At 46.3% G+C, this 20,302-nt stretch carries 13 protein-coding genes and 1 pseudogene; 10 read left to right on the forward strand and 4 right to left on the reverse strand.

Annotation, left to right across the window (positions count from 1 at the left end; translation table 11 throughout):
- Positions 1–4 precede the first annotated feature (4 nt).
- The 9 genes and pseudogenes from CKQ84_RS00185 to CKQ84_RS00225 all read left to right on the forward strand — a co-directional run bounded on the left by CKQ84_RS00185 (position 5) and on the right by CKQ84_RS00225 (position 12,830).
- Positions 5–1,333: a DUF4785 domain-containing protein gene (locus tag CKQ84_RS00185; protein ID WP_105249689.1), complete on the forward strand. Its 1,329-nt coding sequence runs from the start codon at positions 5–7 to the stop codon at positions 1,331–1,333.
- A gap of 432 nt (positions 1,334–1,765) precedes the next feature.
- Positions 1,766–4,993 carry a winged helix-turn-helix domain-containing protein gene (locus tag CKQ84_RS00190; RefSeq protein WP_105249690.1) on the forward strand — a complete coding sequence of 1,076 codons (3,228 nt, stop codon included), beginning with the start codon at positions 1,766–1,768 and terminating at the stop codon, positions 4,991–4,993.
- Positions 4,994–5,013: 20 nt separating this feature from the next.
- Positions 5,014–5,391 (forward strand): DP-EP family protein, encoded by a 378-nt coding sequence (locus tag CKQ84_RS00195; RefSeq protein ID WP_011071844.1) that lies wholly within the window; start codon positions 5,014–5,016, stop codon positions 5,389–5,391.
- 313 nt (positions 5,392–5,704) lie between these two features.
- A pseudogene (locus CKQ84_RS00200) lies at positions 5,705–5,962 on the forward strand (alpha-amylase family glycosyl hydrolase); the annotation flags it as partial.
- 91 nt (positions 5,963–6,053) lie between these two features.
- Complete coding sequence (locus tag CKQ84_RS00205) at positions 6,054–7,100, forward strand: transposase (protein WP_105249691.1); 1,047 nt, start codon at positions 6,054–6,056, stop codon at positions 7,098–7,100.
- Positions 7,101–7,401: 301 nt separating this feature from the next.
- Positions 7,402–8,430, forward strand: coding sequence for a diguanylate cyclase (locus tag CKQ84_RS00210; RefSeq protein ID WP_105249692.1), 1,029 nt, complete (start codon positions 7,402–7,404; stop codon positions 8,428–8,430).
- 177 nt (positions 8,431–8,607) lie between these two features.
- Complete coding sequence (locus CKQ84_RS00215; RefSeq protein ID WP_105249693.1) at positions 8,608–11,202, forward strand: FAD-binding protein; 2,595 nt, start codon at positions 8,608–8,610, stop codon at positions 11,200–11,202.
- A 106-nt stretch (positions 11,203–11,308) separates the two neighbouring features.
- On the forward strand, positions 11,309–12,208 hold the full coding sequence (locus CKQ84_RS00220) for a DMT family transporter (RefSeq protein ID WP_105249694.1): 900 nt from the start codon (positions 11,309–11,311) through the stop codon (positions 12,206–12,208).
- 97 nt (positions 12,209–12,305) lie between these two features.
- Positions 12,306–12,830 carry a lipocalin family protein gene (locus tag CKQ84_RS00225; RefSeq protein WP_105249695.1) on the forward strand — a complete coding sequence of 175 codons (525 nt, stop codon included), beginning with the start codon at positions 12,306–12,308 and terminating at the stop codon, positions 12,828–12,830.
- Between the two features lie 185 nt (positions 12,831–13,015).
- On the opposite strand, the gene CKQ84_RS00230 is transcribed toward CKQ84_RS00225, so the two are convergent.
- Both CKQ84_RS00230 and CKQ84_RS00235 read right to left on the reverse strand, forming a co-directional pair.
- On the reverse strand, positions 13,016–14,608 hold the full coding sequence (locus CKQ84_RS00230) for an ABC-F family ATPase (protein WP_081729050.1): 1,593 nt from the start codon (positions 14,606–14,608) through the stop codon (positions 13,016–13,018).
- A 382-nt stretch (positions 14,609–14,990) separates the two neighbouring features.
- Positions 14,991–17,225: a heavy metal translocating P-type ATPase gene (locus CKQ84_RS00235; RefSeq protein ID WP_105249696.1), complete on the reverse strand. Its 2,235-nt coding sequence runs from the start codon at positions 17,223–17,225 to the stop codon at positions 14,991–14,993.
- 155 nt (positions 17,226–17,380) lie between these two features.
- Between CKQ84_RS00235 and CKQ84_RS00240 the strand changes: the two genes are divergently transcribed.
- The gene (locus CKQ84_RS00240; RefSeq protein ID WP_105249697.1) at positions 17,381–17,842 is read left to right on the forward strand and encodes a MerR family DNA-binding protein; all 462 of its coding nucleotides are present in this window, start codon (positions 17,381–17,383) and stop codon (positions 17,840–17,842) included.
- Positions 17,843–17,875: 33 nt separating this feature from the next.
- Here CKQ84_RS00240 and CKQ84_RS00245 read toward each other — a convergent pair whose 3' ends face one another.
- Together CKQ84_RS00245 and CKQ84_RS00250 are read right to left on the reverse strand one after the other, a co-directional pair.
- Positions 17,876–19,924, reverse strand: a complete 2,049-nt coding sequence (locus CKQ84_RS00245) for a S9 family peptidase (protein ID WP_105249698.1) — start codon at positions 19,922–19,924, stop codon at positions 17,876–17,878.
- A gap of 78 nt (positions 19,925–20,002) precedes the next feature.
- The gene (locus CKQ84_RS00250) at positions 20,003–20,245 is read right to left on the reverse strand and encodes a hypothetical protein (protein ID WP_028760560.1); all 243 of its coding nucleotides are present in this window, start codon (positions 20,243–20,245) and stop codon (positions 20,003–20,005) included.
- Positions 20,246–20,302 lie beyond the last annotated feature (57 nt).

Genomic DNA, 20,302 nt, shown 5'->3' on the forward strand with positions numbered 1-20,302 from the left:
TAAGATGCACACACTCAGCAAACTTGCCAGTGTCTTGGCGCTAAGCGGACTGCTTGCAGCCTGCCAAGATGAAGCCACACCCATAGATCCCAAAACCAATACCAGCCCTATGTACGCCAAAGGATTAACCTTAGCTGCGCCGAGCGATACCGATCTCGTCGATAGCAATATTGCCAGCCCAACACTCACGCCCATCAACACCAGTACGGATTACATTAGCTTTATCACCCCGCTGTACGGTGAGTATCAAGCGAGTATGCTTAAGCTTGAACAAGCCAGCCAAAGTGACGAGTATTGGGTCAATGTAACAGGCGCACAGCTTAATGCGGGCGTGGGCCTCACCATGAGCCAAGGGTCGAGCTTAGTGCGCATTGCACCTCGGGGCGATACCAGCTCTGGCACTTTAATGCACGCCGAGGCTATCGCCCCTGAGCGCGTACAAATTCAGCGCGTAACCCCTAATCAATCACCCCAAGGCAAAGCAGCCAACAGCAGTGGGATAAACACCAGTGAGTCACTGGTTAAATCGATGGTCAACGCCGATGCTTTGGCTAGCGCAGGGTTAACCGATGATTCCAGTGCACTGCAAATGTCGGCGAAGGCCACACCGGGCGAATATCGCCTGCAGGTCAGCCAGCCGTTAACACCGAGCGCCAGCTACTTAGTCAATGTGAAGGAAAAAGGCTCGCCCTATCAACTAAGCGTCAAAGCCCCCACCGCCATCGCGGCGGATGCGCAAACCCTTGGGCTTGAACTCGCACTCAGCCAAAGTGATAACGCCTTTGTGCCACAGGCAAAACTCAAGCAAGCCGATGGCAATATGCAACCGCTGGCGATGGTAAAACAAGGGGAGACATGGCAATCGGTGATCCCCGCGGGCGTTGCACTTTCGAGCAGCAATGCAGGTTTCAGTGAAATTGAAATCACAGTGCAAACCCAAGTCGATGGCCGTCCTGTGCAGCGCACGGTCAAATCTGTCTTTAAGTCCTATGTCAATTCGGCGAGCATCAAGCCCGAAGTGCTCACGGTTTGGGATAAAGGCCTGCCTAACCAAATCAACTTTGAGTTATTGGTCGCCGAGGCGGGACGTTTTGGCTTAAGTGGCACGTTAACGGGCACAAATGCCGAAGGTCAAAAGGTGGCGATTCTACGCACCCAAGCAGCCAATTGGCTGACCCCAGAGTCGCCGAAGTTAAAGCTGATGTTAGATCCTAAGCTTATTCAAGCCTCGGGTTTACAGCCGCCCTTCGAACTCAATGAATTAGAACTGCAAGATCAAGGTCAAATGGCCAGATTAAGCTATCAAGCCAAGGCACTAACCTTAACGCGCTAATTCAAAGGGACCAATGTTAAGGGGCTAACGTTAAGATACTTAGCTTAACGTGCTGATAAGTCAGGCTTGTTAGCCTTAAGTTCCTCTCTAATACAAAGTGCCCAATCACGGGCACTTTTTTATTGTTGATCTTTTGCAATCTACACCTAAAAGCCATCACCTTATTTAACATCTAGCGCAAATCACAAACTGTTGACATAAAAATGACAAGCTAAAGACTATTTACCACACCTCACCCTGATAAAATTTACATTGATTATCAAGGGTTATTCCTTTTAAATAACAATCATCAACGGCATAATGTCAAGGTCTTGACGTCAAACCTTTGAATGACAAGCACAGATCTTTATAACAATACGTATAACAATAAGAGTGACTCACAGCGCAAGTTTTTACCGTGCCATGGTCAATACTCAATAAATGGACATCGTTATGAGTGACAGCACATTTTTCTTTGGTGAATGGCAAATCAATCCCAGCGCCAATAGTCTGCTCCTTGGCAAACAAGTCAAACAACTTGAGCCCAAGGCGATGGATGTGCTGCTATTTCTCTGTCAACGGGCGGGCGAAGTCGTCAGCAGTGATGAAATAGTCAGCCACTGCTGGCCAGGTGTAGATACCGGCGACAATCCACTACACAAGATTATCAATCAGTTACGTCGAGCATTAGGCGATAGCGCCACAGAACCCACCTATATAGAAACCATACGCAAACGCGGCTATCGTACCTTAGCCGAAGTGCGTTTTCCTATCGGACACCAAGCCACCGCCAGCCCACAGAGTTGGCAAGGCGGCTCGCCCTTTCCGGGGCTGCAAGCCTATAGCGCTAACTATGCCGAGGTGTTTTTTGGCCGCAGTGAACAAATCAGCACTTTGCTTAACCGGATAAGCCAACAAATCCTGTTTGGCCGTGCTTTCTGCCTGATCTTAGGTCCAAGTGGCAGCGGTAAATCTTCCCTGATTAATGCGGGTGTTGTGCCCAATTTAATGAAGGGCGACGGCTATAACGGCATTGGTGTCGCGTCATTCAGCAGCTTAGATTTTGCCGATGTGAGTAAAGGACAACTACTCACCGATCTTGCCAGTGCTATGCTCGACTGGGAAATCAACGACATCCCAGTATTCGAAGGCATGAGCGCTGAGACTCTGGCGATTCAACTTATCGAAGATATCCAAAGCGTGATCAACCAGTGTACCCAAGCGCTCAAGGCTAAACCCTTTTCCAATCCGTTTTTTGCCTTGTTTATAGACCGATTAGAAGTGTTGCTCTCATCACCGCTATTTAGCGATACCGAACGAACCCAGTTCATAGAATTATTGGAGCAACTCGCCACCTCAAAAGCCGTGATTATCATCAGTGCCTGTCGCAACGATTTTTATCCTTTATTGGTCAATTACCCAAGCTTAATGGCGGGTAAAGCCCGCGGAGCCCACTTTGACTTAGCGCCGCCAACACGTACTGAGCTATTACAAATGATCCGCCTGCCCGCGGTGGCTGCCAACTTAAGCTGGGAAGTTGACAGCGACACCGCAATGCCGCTCGACGAAATGCTCTGCAGCGATGCCGCCAGTAACCCAGATGCGTTGCCCATGTTGCAATACACGCTGCAGGCCTTGTATTTGCAACGTAGCGCCGACGATAAGTTATTAGTCTCGGTTTATCATGCACTGGGCGGTATTGAAGGGGCGATTGGCAAAAATGCCGAGCAAGCGATTTCCCATTTAAGCGATGCCGAAAAAGCCAGCCTACCACGGATTTTATCCCTGCTAGTGACCCTGCGCGAAGATGAAAAGTCCATCACCAGCCGCACCGCTCGCTGGTCACAACTGCAAAGCACGGCCGAAACCGCCCTAGTGCAAGCCATGGTCGATAGCCGCTTATTCGTGTCACATCTGCAAAATGGAGAACCCTGTTTTAGCATCGCCCACGAAGCACTTTTACGCCGTTGGCCGCGGGCGACGGCTTGGATTAGCGAGCATAACGACAGCTTAAGCATTAAGAGTCGCCTACAGCATTTATCCAAGCGTTGGCTCAGCGAAGCCAAACACAGCGCTTATCTGCTCGCCGACGGCAAGCCGTTGAAAGAGGCCCAAAGCCTCAGCCAAAATCCGTTATTCGATTTAGACGATCCCGAAACCGCCTTTATCGCAGCCTCCACCAAACGCGCCAATATGCTGCGCTGGACTAGGCGCTTAACCGTCACCCTGCTGTGCGTCCTCACCTTAACCTCCGTCATTATGAGCGTGCGCAGCATAGAAGCCGAAAAACTTGCCCTGCAAAAACGCCTCGCCGCCGAAGATTTACTCGGCTTTATGGTGGGTGACTTCGCCGACAAGATGCGCGGCATAGGCCGTATGGACTTGCTCGATGGGATCAGCAATAAAGCACTGGAATATTTCAGTGATTTTTCCAATAAAGAAGATGATACGCACTTAAGTTTTGATGCACGCTTCCAACACGGCCAAACCTTAGAGGCCATGGGCGAAGTGGCCTATTCGCGCAATAAAATCGATGAAGCTCGCAGCGCATTACTCGCGGCACAAGAAAAAATGCTGCCACTACTCGAATTGCAGCCGGAAAACTTAGCCCTACTGAAAACCTTAGGTGCCAATGCGTTCTGGTTAGGACAATTAAAATATGATGTCAGTGATTGGGCGGCGTCACGCCCTTTTTACGAGCAATACTTAAAATACAGCCAAACCATGTACGCCCTTGCGCCAGAGGATAAAGATGCGCTGATGGAGCTGTCCTATGCCCATAACACTTTGGGCTCAGTTTCGATGAAACAGCAGGAATTTGCCAAAGCGCAGCAAGATTTTGAAGAGTCATTAAGGCTTAAATTGCTCGCCTTGGCAAAAGCGCCTGAGGATAGTCAGTTGATTGCGGATGTGGCGGATACGCGCTCTTGGTTAGCCAGCGCTGCGGTTTCACAAGGCGATGTAATTTCGGCAATACGAATCCACACTCAGCTCCAACAAGAATTAAGCAAAAATAATAAGCAGCCATATATTTTAGATAGGCTATCAGCTAGTCATCAAATTCTTGCAGAATTATATGACTATCAAGCCCAACCCGAACAGGCTCTAAAACAAGCCAGACTTGGTTTAGAAGCTATTTCAGCGGCACTAGAGAAAGATCCTAATAATGATATTTGGGAAAACCAAAAGTATTACCAATATTTCAAAGTCTTAGTTTTCTCTCATTCTGTAGGTGATGAAATTGAAAGATTAAAATCATTAATTGACTCAGATATTGCATTAAACTCTTCATCAAAGAAAGATGATGTTTATGCCAGTTTCTTTCTGGCAGCAGCAAAAAACCTACAACAACAAGGGAGATTTTCTGAGAGTATAGAATTTGTCATGCAAGCAAAAAATGAATTCTTTAAACTATCTAAAAAATACCACCAAAACACTAATTACATATCTAAATTATCAGAAAGCATTTTATTAGAGGCGAAAACTGCTAAAGACAAAAATATCAAACACAAACTATGCCTCGACTCAAAAAAATTACTTTCACCAATAATTGAAAAAGATAAATCACCAAACTTTACTGTTCCCTACATTAAGTCTATTGACTGCTTAGGTGAAGTCATTAATGATGAGTCTTTAAATAAGTTATTAATTGAATCTCAAATACAAAACACTAGATTTTAATCCAAAAAAAGGAAGTTAATATGTTTGCACCACAAGGCTTAGCTCAATTTATAAAAGTCAATGTAACCCTAGAAAATGGTGAACCCGTATTTATTTATACCGATGCCAATGGTCAAGTGTGCCAAGGTGATATCACCGTCACTCAAGCTGGCACAATAACTTACTTACTCAATGATCAAACCCTTAAAGGTTTAAAATTTGTCGGTGTAGGCTTTGTGACCCCATTTGATGGCATTATCGATGCCGTTACCATTAGTAGCGATGGCATGTTAGTGCAATTAGTCGATTTAGATAAAACACCAGGAACCACAAAGTTCCAATTTGTATTAAGTAATACAGCTAATACATTACTCGTTTTAAGTCCAGATCCTCAAATTATCAATCGCCCACAAAACTAATCTCTGTTAAAGGGACAGCTAACCCTGTCCCTTCATCTACGGCGAAAAGCGGGGACAGCCATGTCTTTTTGTGCTTTATCCCCTCTTATACTAGCCTTTACATTATCTTGATTGCGTCTGTTTGGAGCGGATGACAATTCTTTCAGGACAGCCAATTCTTTCAGGACAGCCATATATTTTCTAGATAAACGCCTCCTGAAATGAGCTCAATGCAAAAGCGGGGACAAAAGCGGGGACAACCATGTCTTTTGTGCTTTGTCCCCTCTTCTACTAGTCTTTAGATTGTCTTCACCTTGTCTGTTTGGAGCGAGTCATGACCTCGGCCAGAAGAATGCTTATCGATGCCAATACAACGCCCTTCTATCATGTGATAAATCGCTGTGTCAGAAGGGCTTTTCTGTGCGGTGAGGATAAACTCACAGGCCGCAGTTATGAGCATAGACGTGGCTGGATTGTCGATAAAATCAAAGCATTATCCACCATCTTTTGTATCGATATCTGCGCCTATGCGGTGATGAGCAATCACTATCATTTAGTGCTTAAGATTGACGTGGAGAAGGCTAAATCGTTAATAAAAGCGGGGACAGCCATGTCTTTTTGTGCTTTATCCCCTCTTATACTAGCCTTTACATTATCTTGATTGCGTCTGTTTGGAGCGGATGATGACCTCGGCCAGAAGAATGCTTATCGATGCTAATACAACTCCCTTCTATCATGTGATAAATCGCTGTGTCAGAAGGGCTTTTCTGTGCGGTGAGGATAAACTCACAGGCCGCAGTTATGAGCATAGACGTGGCTGGATTGTCGATAAAATCAAAGCATTATCCACCATCTTTTGTATCGACATTTGCGCCTATGCAGTGATGAACAACCATTACCATTTAGTACTTAAAATTGATGTTGAGGAAGCAAAAACCTTAAGCCCAAAAGAGGTTATCAGCCAGTGGTGTCAAATAACTAAAGGCCATACTGTCGCAACTAAGTATATGAATGGTGAAGCCTTAATTGACGGTGAACGCATGCTGCTCGATGGGTTAATTACCGAATGGCATGAACGTTTATCCAGCATATCTTGGTTTATGCGCTGCCTGAACGAAGAGATTGCCCGTAAAGCAAATCGAGAAGATGAGTGTAAAGGCGCGTTCTGGGAAGGCCGTTTCAAATCCCAAGCTTTGCTAGATGAGCAAGCCTTACTGGCTTGTATGATCTACGTGGATTTAAACCCTATTCGAGCAGGGATTGCAGATTCTTTGCAATCTTCTGATTTCACCTCGATCCAAGAAAGAATTAGTGTACTCAAGCAGGTAAATAACACCATCATCTCACCGCAAGCACCAGTCCAATCCGCAAAAAATAAGCCTCAAACGATAAACAAATCTCTCGCCAAGTTCGATGCGGCGACACACTCTAGTCAACAAACGGGCATCCCTTTTCATTTTGCGGATTATCTGGAACTTATCGATTGGACGGGTCGCGCGATTAGCCATGATAAAAAAGGATTTATCGATAACCAGCGACCAAAATTGCTCAATGAGTTAGGGATTGCATCAGATGCTTGGCTCAGCTCTGCTAAAGATTTTCGCCGCCAGTACAGTGGCATCAGTGGTCGTTGGGATGCGATGTGCGCTTTCAAACTTCAGCAAGGTGGTAAATGGTGTAGAGGAAAATCGAGTAGCGAAGCTCTGCATCCAAATCAACCTTTAGGGTAAACGAACCGTTCCTCACTCTTTATCTGCAGTTAAATTTCGACACTAAAATCCTTTGCGCTTGCCGCTTAATAGCCAAAAATCCACTCATGGGTACCGCTCTTTCAACTTAGCCATGCCCAAAAACCTCGCACGTTTCAGCTAAACCTGAGAATTTACCGTGAGAAGAGTAAATTTAAAACATTTAAAATCAAAAGATTACACCAGAAGGTAAGCAGAAGGTATCTTTTCTTTGCGAAGAATAAAGTCATCATCAGAAAAGCGCTTAGCGCAGATGGCATTAGGTTCACGGAGAATGATAACAATGACAAGCTCACCTAAACTGACACGTTCACAACATCCATTATCACTTGTGGGTGAAGGCAATGGTTCACAGTGCACTGCGCAGCAAGGCTTGGTCGAGCCCGCATTGCCGTTAACCTTCTTCGAACATGCCTCGATTGAAACGATTCAACAGTTTATTCAGCATCTGACTGAACCGGTGATTATCGTCAATGCCCAAGGTTACATTTACTTTAGCAATAGCAAAGGTGCTGACTTACTAACATGCCCGCAGGCCAGTTTGAAGGGACAAGATTGGCGCAACTTTTTGACAGAACACCACCAAGCTCGCTACGACAATCTGCTGAGCAATGATATTAAATTAGGCAAAAATTGCGGTATCCCAGTGCAGCACTCCGCCGAAGAAATCACCCTCATTACAGCCTCAGGCAAAGCAAAAGATGTTGAGCTTTCCATTTCCTACATCCCCAGCCATGAACCTCTGTTTGTGATGATGATGCACGATTTGACGCAGCACAAAGCGGAAAATCAAAAGCTACGTAAATTGGCCGCCACAGATTCACTGACAGGACTGGCGAACCGCCGATATTTTGATGAAATGCTGCATCACTATTGGGAAGAATGCACAGGTAAGTTGCGCCCGATCAGCGTGGTGATTATCGATGTGGATTACTTCAAAGTGTTCAACGACCAATTCGGCCATATCCAAGGGGATGAATGCCTACGTAAGATTGCCAAAGTGATTGCTGACATAGTGCCGATAGAAATTGGCCTGGCAGCGCGTTACGGCGGCGAAGAATTCGCGCTAATTCTACCAAGCCACAATGCCAAAATGGCACTAACGATTGCCCAAAAAGTGCAGCAAGGGATTAATGACCTGCGCTTTACTGAGCAAGGCTTGCGCGACTATGTCTCTGTGAGCGCGAGTCAAGGGATTGCGAGCGAAATCAATGGCCAGTTCCGTACCTCACTCGCCATGCTGTGCGCCGCCGATACCGCATTGTACCGCGCCAAAGCTGATGGCCGTGACAGGATCAATACATCGCTTTAATACCCATTAATTGGCGACTTGTTTGCCCGCAACTGATTTACCCAAAACTGATTTACCCAAAACATAGTTACCCGCGGCTTAGTTACCCGCAATTGATTAACAACGGGATGAATGACCTCAGTAGGCGCTTTAGCGCATTGAGGTAAACACGCAAAGCACACGAAAGGACGCATGAATATGGACAAGCTTGAGGCATCAAGAAATATACGGGCAGTGATTGAAAAAAGCTTACCCGTGAGCACGTCACCCCTTGCCATATTCACTTACCAGTGTTGGTTGAAAACCAGCGCAGGTGGGCGTGTGTTCCATTATAAAACCGATCGAGAAGATACCTATTTTGCAGTGGATATTAATTCACTGGGGCATATTGAATGCGTGATTAATACCACCTTACTGCGGGTTGAGGCTATATCAACCTTAGGTGGACTCAACGACGGTCAGTGGCACTTATTATCTATCTGCCATGAATACCATGAAATCAGTTGTTATGTGGATGGTGAAATTACCCATACACAACTCAATAATCTGTCACTGGTTGCCGACAATGAATTTTTAATTGAAAACGTGTCTTTACCGAATCATCGCGATACACATTTCGATGGTGAAATATTTGGCATCACCTTGCTCAATCGATTATTAACGCGAACTGAAATCGTTGACTATTACCGTAATCCAGCGCAACAAAGATCGATTAGCGAAAATAACCTTTATATTTATCAGCATCAAGATGCACATAATATTCGTGGTGAAAACTTTATCCCACTTAAAAGGCAAAAAGTGCTACTGGTTATATTTAATGATACTGAACATCAATTCATAAAAACCACTGCGGATAGCAACACCTATAATCAACAACTGCCTAAGATTATTCCGCCCCACGAACGCCGAGCCTATATTATTGAATGTAACTATAACACTTGGCCCAATTTTAGTTATTTAGTGAATTACACGGCGAGTAATCAAGCGGATATTACACTCAATATTGAAGTGTTTAAATCGCTGACGGCCTATCGCTCTAATATTAAAGTCACCGTCGCAAATGAACTGGAACGGGATTGTTTGATTATTCAATCGACCGAAGAAGAATTAAGTGCTGAAGTGCGTATTAGTGAAAACTTAGTGATCACTCAAGCCAAAAACTTTGTTAATTTCATCAATGAAGTTCGCGCACACATTCCGGCCGATAATATTATTACCGGTGGCCATTATTATAGTGAGCAGCAACTCTCGGTCAGCACAGGTAAGCAAATGATTGCCTATCAACAGGCTTGCCAACTGTTCAACCGCAGGTTACAAAAAAAGCCACTGGCGATCATCAAATGCACGTCAACTGAAGAAGTCAAAATCGCCTATAAGGCGGCCATCGATTATAACTTGCCAATCAGCGTGCGCTCGGGTGGGAATGATCACGAAGGTGAAAGCACTGAAACGAATACCGTAGTGTTAGATCTGTTGAAGATGGATAGCCTCACTTTAGATCCCATCACAGGTATTGCGGCCATTGGCCCAGGCAATCGCTTTATCGAACTCACCACAGCTCTTGCAAAAAAAGGCGTGATGATCCCACATAGTACAAGCGGCAGCGTTGCCTTAGCGGGATTTATTATGGGAGGCGGCTCAGGACCTTGGACCCGCAAATACGGCATGTGCTGCGAATCCCTATTACAGGCAGAAATTGTCCTCGGCATTGGTGAAACCCAAGTCGTCTCTGTTGCCAATAAACCTGAGTTACTCTGGGCGCTCAAGGGTGGCGGTGGGTTAAGTTATGGCATTGTGACCCGCTTTTTTGTTCAAACCTTTCCACTACCGCCTTGCCTTATCAAGTTTGAATTAGAATGGAATTGCTACGATAAACAAACCCATGAACTTATTGAGCACACCCCAACTAAAGACATTTTACAGCGCTGGGAAGCCATCATAAATGCCGACAGCACTGGCTGTTTGATTGGCACTAATCTCAAGATTAATGCCAAACATTTACCCGTAGAACAACACAAAACACCCGACATAGACACTGAGTCGATTACGCATAACTGCTTGATGTATGGTTTTTGGGAGGGCAATTCCGCCAGCCTAAACCACTTTATCCAGACACAATTTAATGAATTTGGCCTAGTCCCCAATGATATTCGCATTGAGGGTATGGGCGGACTCACCAAAGCCTACGGTGAAAACTTAATGCCCAGTTGGGAAAGGGAATCTTTTCATCATCTGCAAGCGGACTTACAAGGCATAAGCCGCTCACCGACGCCACACGATTTGGATGAGCCCGCACCCCATAAAGTCACCTCGCGCTTAGTGAATCAAACGGGCCTGAGGGACGGTTATAAGCCACTGCTCGAAAGCTTAACCTCTCGCTATGTGCTTGAAGGCAATCGCCAACTGGGGCTATTTACCTATGTTACCCTTGGCGCCATTGCGGGCGATTATTATCGCACTATGGGCGAAGAGCAAAAGAGCCGCAGCGCCTTCCCCTACAAGGACAGACAATACACGATTCAATATCAAACTTGGTGGAATAACGCCCTGCAAGAGAAACAACAATTGCAGGATAGCCAAGTGTTTACCCGCATTAATCGTGCACTCGATTGGATTGATGCCAGCCGAAATAATGACATCCCCAACACCTCGGGCGCTTTTATCAGTTTCAAAGATAAGGCCATCCCTACAGATGTGTACTTTGACCACAATTACGCTGCGTTAAAACGGATTAAGGCGGCCTACAGCCAAGATAGCTTTAACCATTTCCGCTCACGTAAAAGCATTATCTAAGTTAATACATCGGCATAGCCTAGGGTGAGTTTTTAAGGCAAAATCGACGCCGTCCACAGGACGGTGTCGCCCCTTAACTCTCTGTTCACTCTGTTGTAGGTTATCTATGCCAAGCTCAACTTTAGCTATCATTTTTGCCCTATTGGCGGCCATTCTTATGGGTACAATCGGTGTATTAGCGCGCTTTGCCGCCCTGCCCGCCGAACACATTACCTTCTACCGCTTACTGCTCGGTGCCCTATTTCTATTGGCTTATATGCTGCTCACAGGTAAAGGCCATCAGATTCGCCATAGACCGAGTAAGCGTAACTTAGTTAACGGTGCTATGCTCGCGGGTTTTATGGCGTTTTATATTGAAGCCATTCAGTACACCCAAATGGCCAATGTGATCATGATCATTTACTTAGCCCCTGTGGTGTCGGCTATTTTCGCCCATTATTTCTTTGCCGAGAAACTCACCCGCTTAAGCATGGCAAGCGTGGTCGTAGCGCTGGTGGGCTTTATGTTAATGATCCCAACAGGGCCGCAGCAAGCGAGCAATCACACTGAATTATTAGGCTATTTTTATTCCCTACTCGCCTTATTAACCTACTGCGGTTTTATGTTAATCAACCGAAAACCTAGCCTGAGTTCGCCCTATCAAAGCACTTTAGTGCAGCTTAGTGTCGGCGCTTTGTGCCTACTGCCCTTAGTGATAAATGCACCGCTAACGCCAAGTTTGCCGCAAATGGGTTGGTTAATTGCGATTGGATTCTTCCCCGGATTTTTAGCCATTTTGTTGGCGGTAAAAGCCCTGCGGCAATTGCCAGCAGTCACTTTTGGCACCCTCGCCTATGTGGAACCGGTTATCGTAGTGACGCTAGCATGGTGGATATTTGGTGAAACCTTGAGTCCCATACAATTAAGCGGTGTCGGCTTGATTATTCTGGCCGGCATTAGCCAAGGCTTTATCAGTCAGCGCAAAATGCGAGTTGCGAGCGAGCAACCAACAACCTTTGCCAAGTAGCTGAAATAATGTGAAGAAAATAGTGTAAGCTCGATAGCGGATTGATTAAACATTGCACTTAAGACGTGCGACTAAGACTTAAGATCAGGAGGTCAAATTGAGAAAGCTACTGTTAGTCATTAGTATATTTTTGCTCAGCGGTTGCTTAGGCATGCCTAAACTGGTTCAACCCGTGAATGATTTTGAGCTAAATAAATACTTAGGTAAATGGTACGAAATTGCACGATTAGATCATTCATTCGAAAGAGGCTTAAGCCAAGTTAGCGCAGAATACAGCCTGAAAGAGGATGGTGGTGTTAGGGTCATTAACCGTGGATTTTCCGCGGCTAAAAATGAATGGAAAGAAGCCGAAGGTAAGGCCTATTTTGTGAATGGGGACTCAGAAGGCTATTTGAAAGTCTCCTTCTTTGGGCCATTCTATGGATCGTATGTGGTCTTCGAATTAGATCATGAAAACTATCAATACGCTTTCATCTCGGGGCCCGACACGGATTATTTGTGGCTACTGGCTAAAACCCCGACAGTATCACCCGAGGTGCTGCAAAAGTTTGTTGAAATGTCTAAAGCCCGCGGTTTTGATACCGACAGTTTGATTTATGTGCAGCAAGAGTCTGCGCAATAACGAGCGTCGCTAATGCGCTAGAATCAAGTTCACGAAAAGCTAATGCCTAAAGACAGAAAACAGATACAAAAACGCCGCAATGTATTGCGGCGTTTTTATTGATGCTGCATTTAGCTGCACTGTATTATTTAAATGCATGTATTTAAATGCATGTATTTGCACATGCAGCTAAATCACAAATAACCTTAGACTTCGATACCTTTGCTGGCAAGGAACTCATCGTAAGTGCCTCTGAAATCATTCACGCCTGAGTGAGTGACTTCAAGGATACGGTTTGCCAGCGATGATACAAATGCACGGTCATGACTCACGAAAATCAAGGTCCCTTCGTACATTTCCAGCGCGTTGTTTAATGATTCAATCGATTCCATATCCATGTGGTTGGTCGGTTCGTCGAGCACTAAAATGTTGGCTTTTTGCATGATGAGCTTGCCGAATAACATACGACCTTTCTCACCACCAGACAGCACTTTGACTGACTTTTTAATGTCGTCAGAGCCAAACAACATACGGCCTAAGATGCCACGTACCGATTGGTCGTCATCTTCTGGCTTGCGCCATTGGCTCATCCACTCGAACAGCGTCATTTCGTTAGCGAAATCAGACTCATGATCCTGTGCATAATAACCAATGTTAGCGTTTTCAGACCATTGGATAGTACCTGCATCCTGCGGGATGTCATGGATCAGGGTACGTAACAGGGTTGTTTTACCGACGCCGTTTTCACCCAATACCGCAATGCGCTCGCCCACTTCAACAATTAAGTTTAAGTCTTTGAATAACGGAGTGTCGTAGCCTTTAGTTAGGTTTTCAATCACTAAGGCATTACGGAACAATTTCTTCTCTTGCTCGAAACGAATGAAGGGGTTCACACGGCTAGAGGCTTTTACTTCATCTAACTTAATCTTGTCAATTTGACGGGCACGTGATGTGGCTTGTTTCGCCTTAGAAGCGTTAGCCGAGAAGCGTGCTACGAAGGTTTGCAGTTCAGAGATCTGGGCTTTTTTCTTCGCATTATCAGACAATAAACGCTCGCGAGCTTGAGTCGCTGCTTGCATGTATTCGTCGTAGTTACCTGGGTAAACGCGCAGTTCGCCGTAGTCTAAGTCAGCCATGTGCGTACAGACTGAGTTTAAGAAATATCTATCATGGGAAATAATCACCATAGTACTGCTACGTTGGTTCAACATGTCTTGTAACCAACGGATAGTGTCGATGTCCAAGTTGTTGGTCGGTTCGTCGAGCAGCAGCACGTCTGGATCAGAGAACAGGGCTTGTGCTAACAATACACGCAGTTTTAAACCCGGTGCGATTTCAGACATCAAACCAAAATGGCTTTCAATACCGATACCTACACCTAACAGTAATTCACCAGCACGAGATTCGGCGGTATAACCGTCCATCTCAGCAAAATCCATCTCTAGGTTGGCAACGGTAATGCCGTCTTCTTCACTCATTTCGGGTAAAGAATAAATACGGTCACGTTCTTGCTTTACCTTCCACAGTTCGCGGTGGCCCATGATCACGGTATCGATCAGGTTGAATTCTTCATAACCGAACTGGTTCTGGCTTAATTTACCCAGACGCTCATTCACATCTAACGAGACGTTACCGCTGCTAGGGTCTAGATCACCACACAGGATCTTCATGAAGGTCGATTTACCACAGCCATTCGCGCCGATAAGACCGTAACGGTTACCACCGCCAAATTTAACTGAGATGTTTTCAAACAGTGGCTTAGCGCCGAACTGCATGGTGATATTTGCTGTTGTGATCAAAATGAACTTCCAAATCGAGTAATGTTGGCCGAGCCCGCTGGCGCCGCTTTAAATAAGCATAAACCAAATAACGCTATGCCGAAGGGGTAAAAATAAACGTGGCACTATAGCAGTTTGGGCTAAATTATCAACTACCAAGGCGGATCAAAAGCCAGAGGGAATGCCGGAATCGCCGCACTATGCCTGTATGAGAAGCGTAATTAATTTTACCCTATTGGCTTAGCTTTCAATGTATTCGCGCCGAATGACAATCTGATGACCCTTAGCGTCGTAAAGCTTGCCGACGCTAGGGGCTTATGTGGTAAGTGCTAATGTGGACATAGCCCTAAGCTAACTCAAGATACCCGTTTCAACATTTTAAGTTAGCTTAGGTATCGACAACTTATAACTTCTGTCGTCTTAAGCGGTTGGCGTTCGTGACGACAGTAAGTGAAGACAAAGCCATGGCTGCACCCGCAATCACAGGGCTTAATAACATGCCCGTAAGTGGATAAAGCACGCCCGCCGCAACCGGAATACCCAAACTGTTATACACAAAGGCGCCGAACAGATTCTGCTTAATATTGGTAATCGTCGCCCGCGACAATGCCAATAAGTTAGCAATCACTATCAATTGCTGCGACAACAAGGTGATATCCGCACTTTCAATCGCCACCTCAGTGCCCGATCCCATCGCGATCCCCACATCCGCGCTCATTAGAGCTGGCGCATCATTAATGCCATCCCCAACCATAGCCACCACATGCCCTTGCTTTTGTAAATCCAGCACATGTTGTTGTTTTTGCTCGGGCAGTACGCCGGCAATCACTTCGGTGATGCCCACTTGGTCGGCCACCGCTTGCGCCGTTTGTGGGTTATCCCCCGTTAACAGCACCACGCGAATGCCCCTTTGCAGCATGGCCGCGATGGCTTCTTTGGCATCGGGTTTAATCGGATCAGCCAGCGCGATAGTGGCCACTAACTTGCCCGCTTTCGCGATATAAATCGGGGTTTTACCTTGGTTTGCAAAACTTAATGTCGCGTTAGGATCTAAGGCACTGCCATCGGAATTGACAATCTCCAATGCCGTCATCAAGGCGAGATTACCAATCGCCAGCGATACGCCATCGACCTTGCCCTCAATCCCCTTACCTTGATGGTTCGTAAACGCCTGTGTATCGGGCAATTGCGTCAGTGATTCCTTGGCATAACTGACAATCGCCCCCGCTAACGGATGCTCAGAGTGCTGCTCAAGGCTTGCGATTTCGCCCAGCAAGGTTTCTTTATCGGCATCACTCAGTGTTTGTACTAATACAAAGTCAGTGACTTGCGGCTTGCCTAAGGTGACAGTGCCGGTTTTATCCAGCACCACACAATCAACTTTACTGGCGGTTTGCAGTGCCTCGCCATTTTTAACTAACACGCCCATTTGGGCGGCGCGGCCAACGGCCACCATGATAGACATAGGCGTAGCCAGTCCCAGCGCACAGGGACACGCTATGATAAGCACACTCGTCAGCACCACTAACGCATGGCTTAAGGCGGGCGCTGGCCCCACAAAATACCAAATAGCCGCAGCCAGTAGTGCTATCGCCACCACAGTAGGGACAAATACCGCGGAGATCTTATCGGCCAATCGACCTATGGGTAATTTTGACGTTTGTGCCTGTTGCACCAGTGCAATGATTTTGGCGAGTTTGGTATCTTGTTGTCCAGCCGTCACTCGGTAAACTAGGCTGCCATTGCCGTTGACTGTGCCCGCGCTCAGACTATCTCCCCGATTTTTAAGCACGGGAATAGGCTCACCTGTGAGCATGGCTTCATCAAGTAGGGATTGTCCTGTTTCGACCTCACCATCAAGGGCAACTCTGTCTCCGGGGCGCAAACGCAGCTTATCGCCCAATTTCAGCTGACTTATCTCAACCTTTTCATCGCCCTTATCTGTGATCCGAATCGCAGTGGTGGATTGCAATCCAAGTAATCGCTGCACCGCTTCACTGGTTTTGCCCCGCGCTTTAAGCTCGAGTCCGTGACCTAAGTTAATCAAACCTAGAATCATCACACTCGCCTCAAAGTATACATGGCGAGTATCCATAGGGAATGCGCTCGGCATAATGACCACCAGCATGGAATAGGCCCACGCGGTACTGGTGCCCAGCACAATCAGCGTATCCATGTTGGTAGTTTTGGCTTTGAGCGCCCGCCACATACCTTGGTAGAAATGTCCACCTGTGGTGATGAGTAAAGCCAAAGTGACCAGTCCCATGATGCCCCAGCCTAGCTGCAGATTTGGGCTGTTGATCATCATTTCACCGCCCAGTAATCCCCACAGCATCATGGGCACACCCACAACGAGCGCGGCTATAGCTTGGCGCATTCGCAGTCGATACTCGGCGGCATCTTCAAGGCGTTTTTCTTCGGCGGCGACTTTAGCATCAATAACGACCTGCGCCGGATAACCCGCATTTGCCATCACAGCCAAGGCGGTATCAGCGCTCATCTTGCCTTCTACCGTCACTTGCTTATCGGCGAGATTCACACGCGCTTCGACGCCATCTTGGGCGGCAAACGCCTTTTCAATTTTTGCGACGCAGCCAGCGCAATTCATATTGGCGACATAGAGTCTGGTCATAGACATGGGAGATCCCTCACTTGATGTTTCACACTATAGGTCTAAGATAAAGTCTCCCATCACTGGAGAGTCAAGGATGAATTTGCTCAATGTGATCACATCGACAATTAATTGTTGGGCGAAATGAGTGATACCATTCAGTTGGAAAAGAAGAGGTCAAAATGAAGATAGGTGAAGTGGCGAAACAAACGGGCTTAAGTGTTAAGAGTATCCGTTATTACCATGATATTGGTTTAGTGTGCGGCGAGCGCAATGGGGCGGGTTATCGAGTTTATCGCCATCAAGATATTGAAGCGCTTAAGTTTGTGCATCAATGTCGCGACTTAGGTTTTAGCCTAGAGGATTGCAAATCCTTGCTTGGTCTTAAGGGCAATGAAAGCCGTAATGCCGAGGACGTTAAGCAGCTGACCCAAACTCATCTTGCTTATGTCGAGAAACAAATCAATAAGTTACAGCAACTTAGGGTGCAATTGCAGCACATGGTGACCCAATGCCAAGGCGGCGATCAGCCCCACTGTGCCATTATCGACAGCCTAAGTCACGAGACTCATGGCAGCCTCGAAAATCACAAGAGCCAGCAAAATGCTGGCTCTGAGTGTTGCGGTAAAAGCCAATCGCGATAGCGATGGCCAAGTTCAATAACGGTAAATACCGCGTTATTGACTTCTCACTATGGTTGGCTTTAGCGCCGCGGCGTTATCCAGTACCAGTGTTGCAAGCTTACCCGCTGGGGTAAAGTTAAACACTTGCCCATAAAATGCCAGCTCAGTTTCTAATCCTGCGGCCTTGTGCTCAGGTTTCCAACCGCCGTGGGGTTCATCCTGATAAGCGATATAAGCCGTGGGTACGCCTCTCACTTTCAACGCCTCATAAATCTGCCGCGACTGCTGTGGTGGTACGATTTGGTCACGTAATCCTTGAAAAATTAATAAAGGCTCATTCAATCCTTCAAGGTGATGCAGGGGCGACAGTTCCCTATAGCGGGCTTGATTTTCACCATAGGGGCCGATAAGCAGATCTAAGTAGCCAGTCTCGAATTTATGGGTACTCTTGGCGAGCTGTTCAAAGTCACTGATCCCCGCATAGCTCACCCCCGCTTGAAATACATCATAAAATGCCAAGGACGACATCACAGTTAACCCACCAGCGCTAACACCTCGAATGGCCAGCTTTTGTCCATCAACCCAACCTTTATCAACTAAATAACGGGCCGCATTGACCGCATCTTCCACATCAACTTGGCCCCATTTTCCGTAGATACTTTGACGATAAGCACGGCCAAAACCACTGCTGCCACGGAAATTAACATCGAGAACCGCAAAACCTCGGCTGGTCCAAAATTGAATATCACTGCGATAAGCCAGACTCGCCCGCGCCGTAGGACCGCCGTGTAACATTACAATCAAGGGCGGACGGGTATCATTAGGCGCAGTATAGTTGGGGTTAACCGGACCATAAAAATAACCGTAAGCTTGCTGGTTAGCACCTGTTTTAAAAGTAATATTTTTAGCACGGGAGATATAATTGGGATTAAGTTTTGGTAAGTTAGGGGTATACACCAACTCAGTACCACGACCGATCACTTTATAAATGCCCTTCTCTGGCGTCGCCTTAGCGCCGACAAAATAAACAGCATCTTCCCCTCGGATCACTTGGGTGATTTCACCAAAGTCGACGGCCAAAGATTCGGTCAGGCCTGAATCTAGATGCAGTCGAATTAAAACGGCCTGACTACCAAGCATATAACTGGCAATAATCGTTTTTTCGGATTCAAAGGCATAGTTATGATTGCCTAAATACCAATCAGCCACCGCAAACTCGGCCTTTTTCTTTAGCACTGGGTCTAAGGTATTTTGTGCCGTAACTCGATAGATATTCCACCAGTTACTAATATCCGATACGACATACAATTGTCCATCAGGACTAAATAATGGCTGCGACACCGAAGAGTCTGCGGGCGTGTTTACCTTACGAATATTGTGTAATTGCCCTTTACGGTCCAGATCCCCAAGCCAGAGCACGCTATTATCCCATGGCATATAGGGATGTTCCCACGTGATCCACGCCAGTTGGCTGTTATCGGGCGAGATGGCTGGCGAAGAAATAAAGTCATGGCCCGAAACAAAGGTATCGCCTTCACCGGCAAAATTAAGATTAATGGTAACAAGACTCGCCTTAGGCTCACCCGCTTGACGATGATCTTCGCGCACACAGATAATCCTCGACCCTTTGGGGTAAGCAATACAATCTGCATGGCGAGTACCATTTGGCGTTAAAGGCAAAGGGGGTTGATTAGGGGCAAAACGATAAAACAGTTGGTCCTGTGCCTTAGTGGCAAACAGACTCTGACCAATCCCCAAAAAGGCGGCACCACCGTATTCATGAACGGCGGATTTAACATTAAACGCAGGCGGCACTATGTAGGTAATTTTTCCCCGTTGGTCGAGGCGTTTGATCCCGACTTGGCCTTGTTTTTCACCATCAGATTCAGAGAAATAAATAGCACCATCAACGCTTTGCAACTCAGCCACATTATCGGCCTGCTCAAAAACTTCAGTCGCCGATAGCGGAGACTGCCAACTACCATAGGGCGCAACTATGCGCGCACCATTATCACTAAGATGCGGCGTCTCTTTGTTCGAGCGCTCGCAAGCACCTAAACAAAATAAGCCCCCCAGCATCCATAAATATCCATGTAGCTTCATTGTTTCTCCCCAATGTTTGCCAACTGCACAAACCGAAACAAAATATGAACTTGCAGAAATGAGTTATGTGTAAATTAGTTATTTTTTAAATTTTTTTAAGAACCAATTTACCACTTGCACTTGTTGTACTTGCGTTAAACCAAAATAAATACACACCCAAGGTGAGATAAGAAAAAACCATGGGATCACGGCCACAGAGCGGCCACTAAAGAGCAGAAAAAAGAAACCGCAATAAATCACAACCAACCCTAAGATACCCACGATCAACATCATGCGCTTAGTGATTTTCTCAAGCCAGTGGGCTTTTTCCTGCCAAGACATCCGGATTTCAAGCTCCATTACATGTGTTCAACATGTTTGTAAAGTTATGTAAAAAAA

This window comes from Shewanella sp. WE21 (genome assembly GCF_002966515.1).
Taxonomy (GTDB): domain Bacteria; phylum Pseudomonadota; class Gammaproteobacteria; order Enterobacterales; family Shewanellaceae; genus Shewanella; species Shewanella oncorhynchi.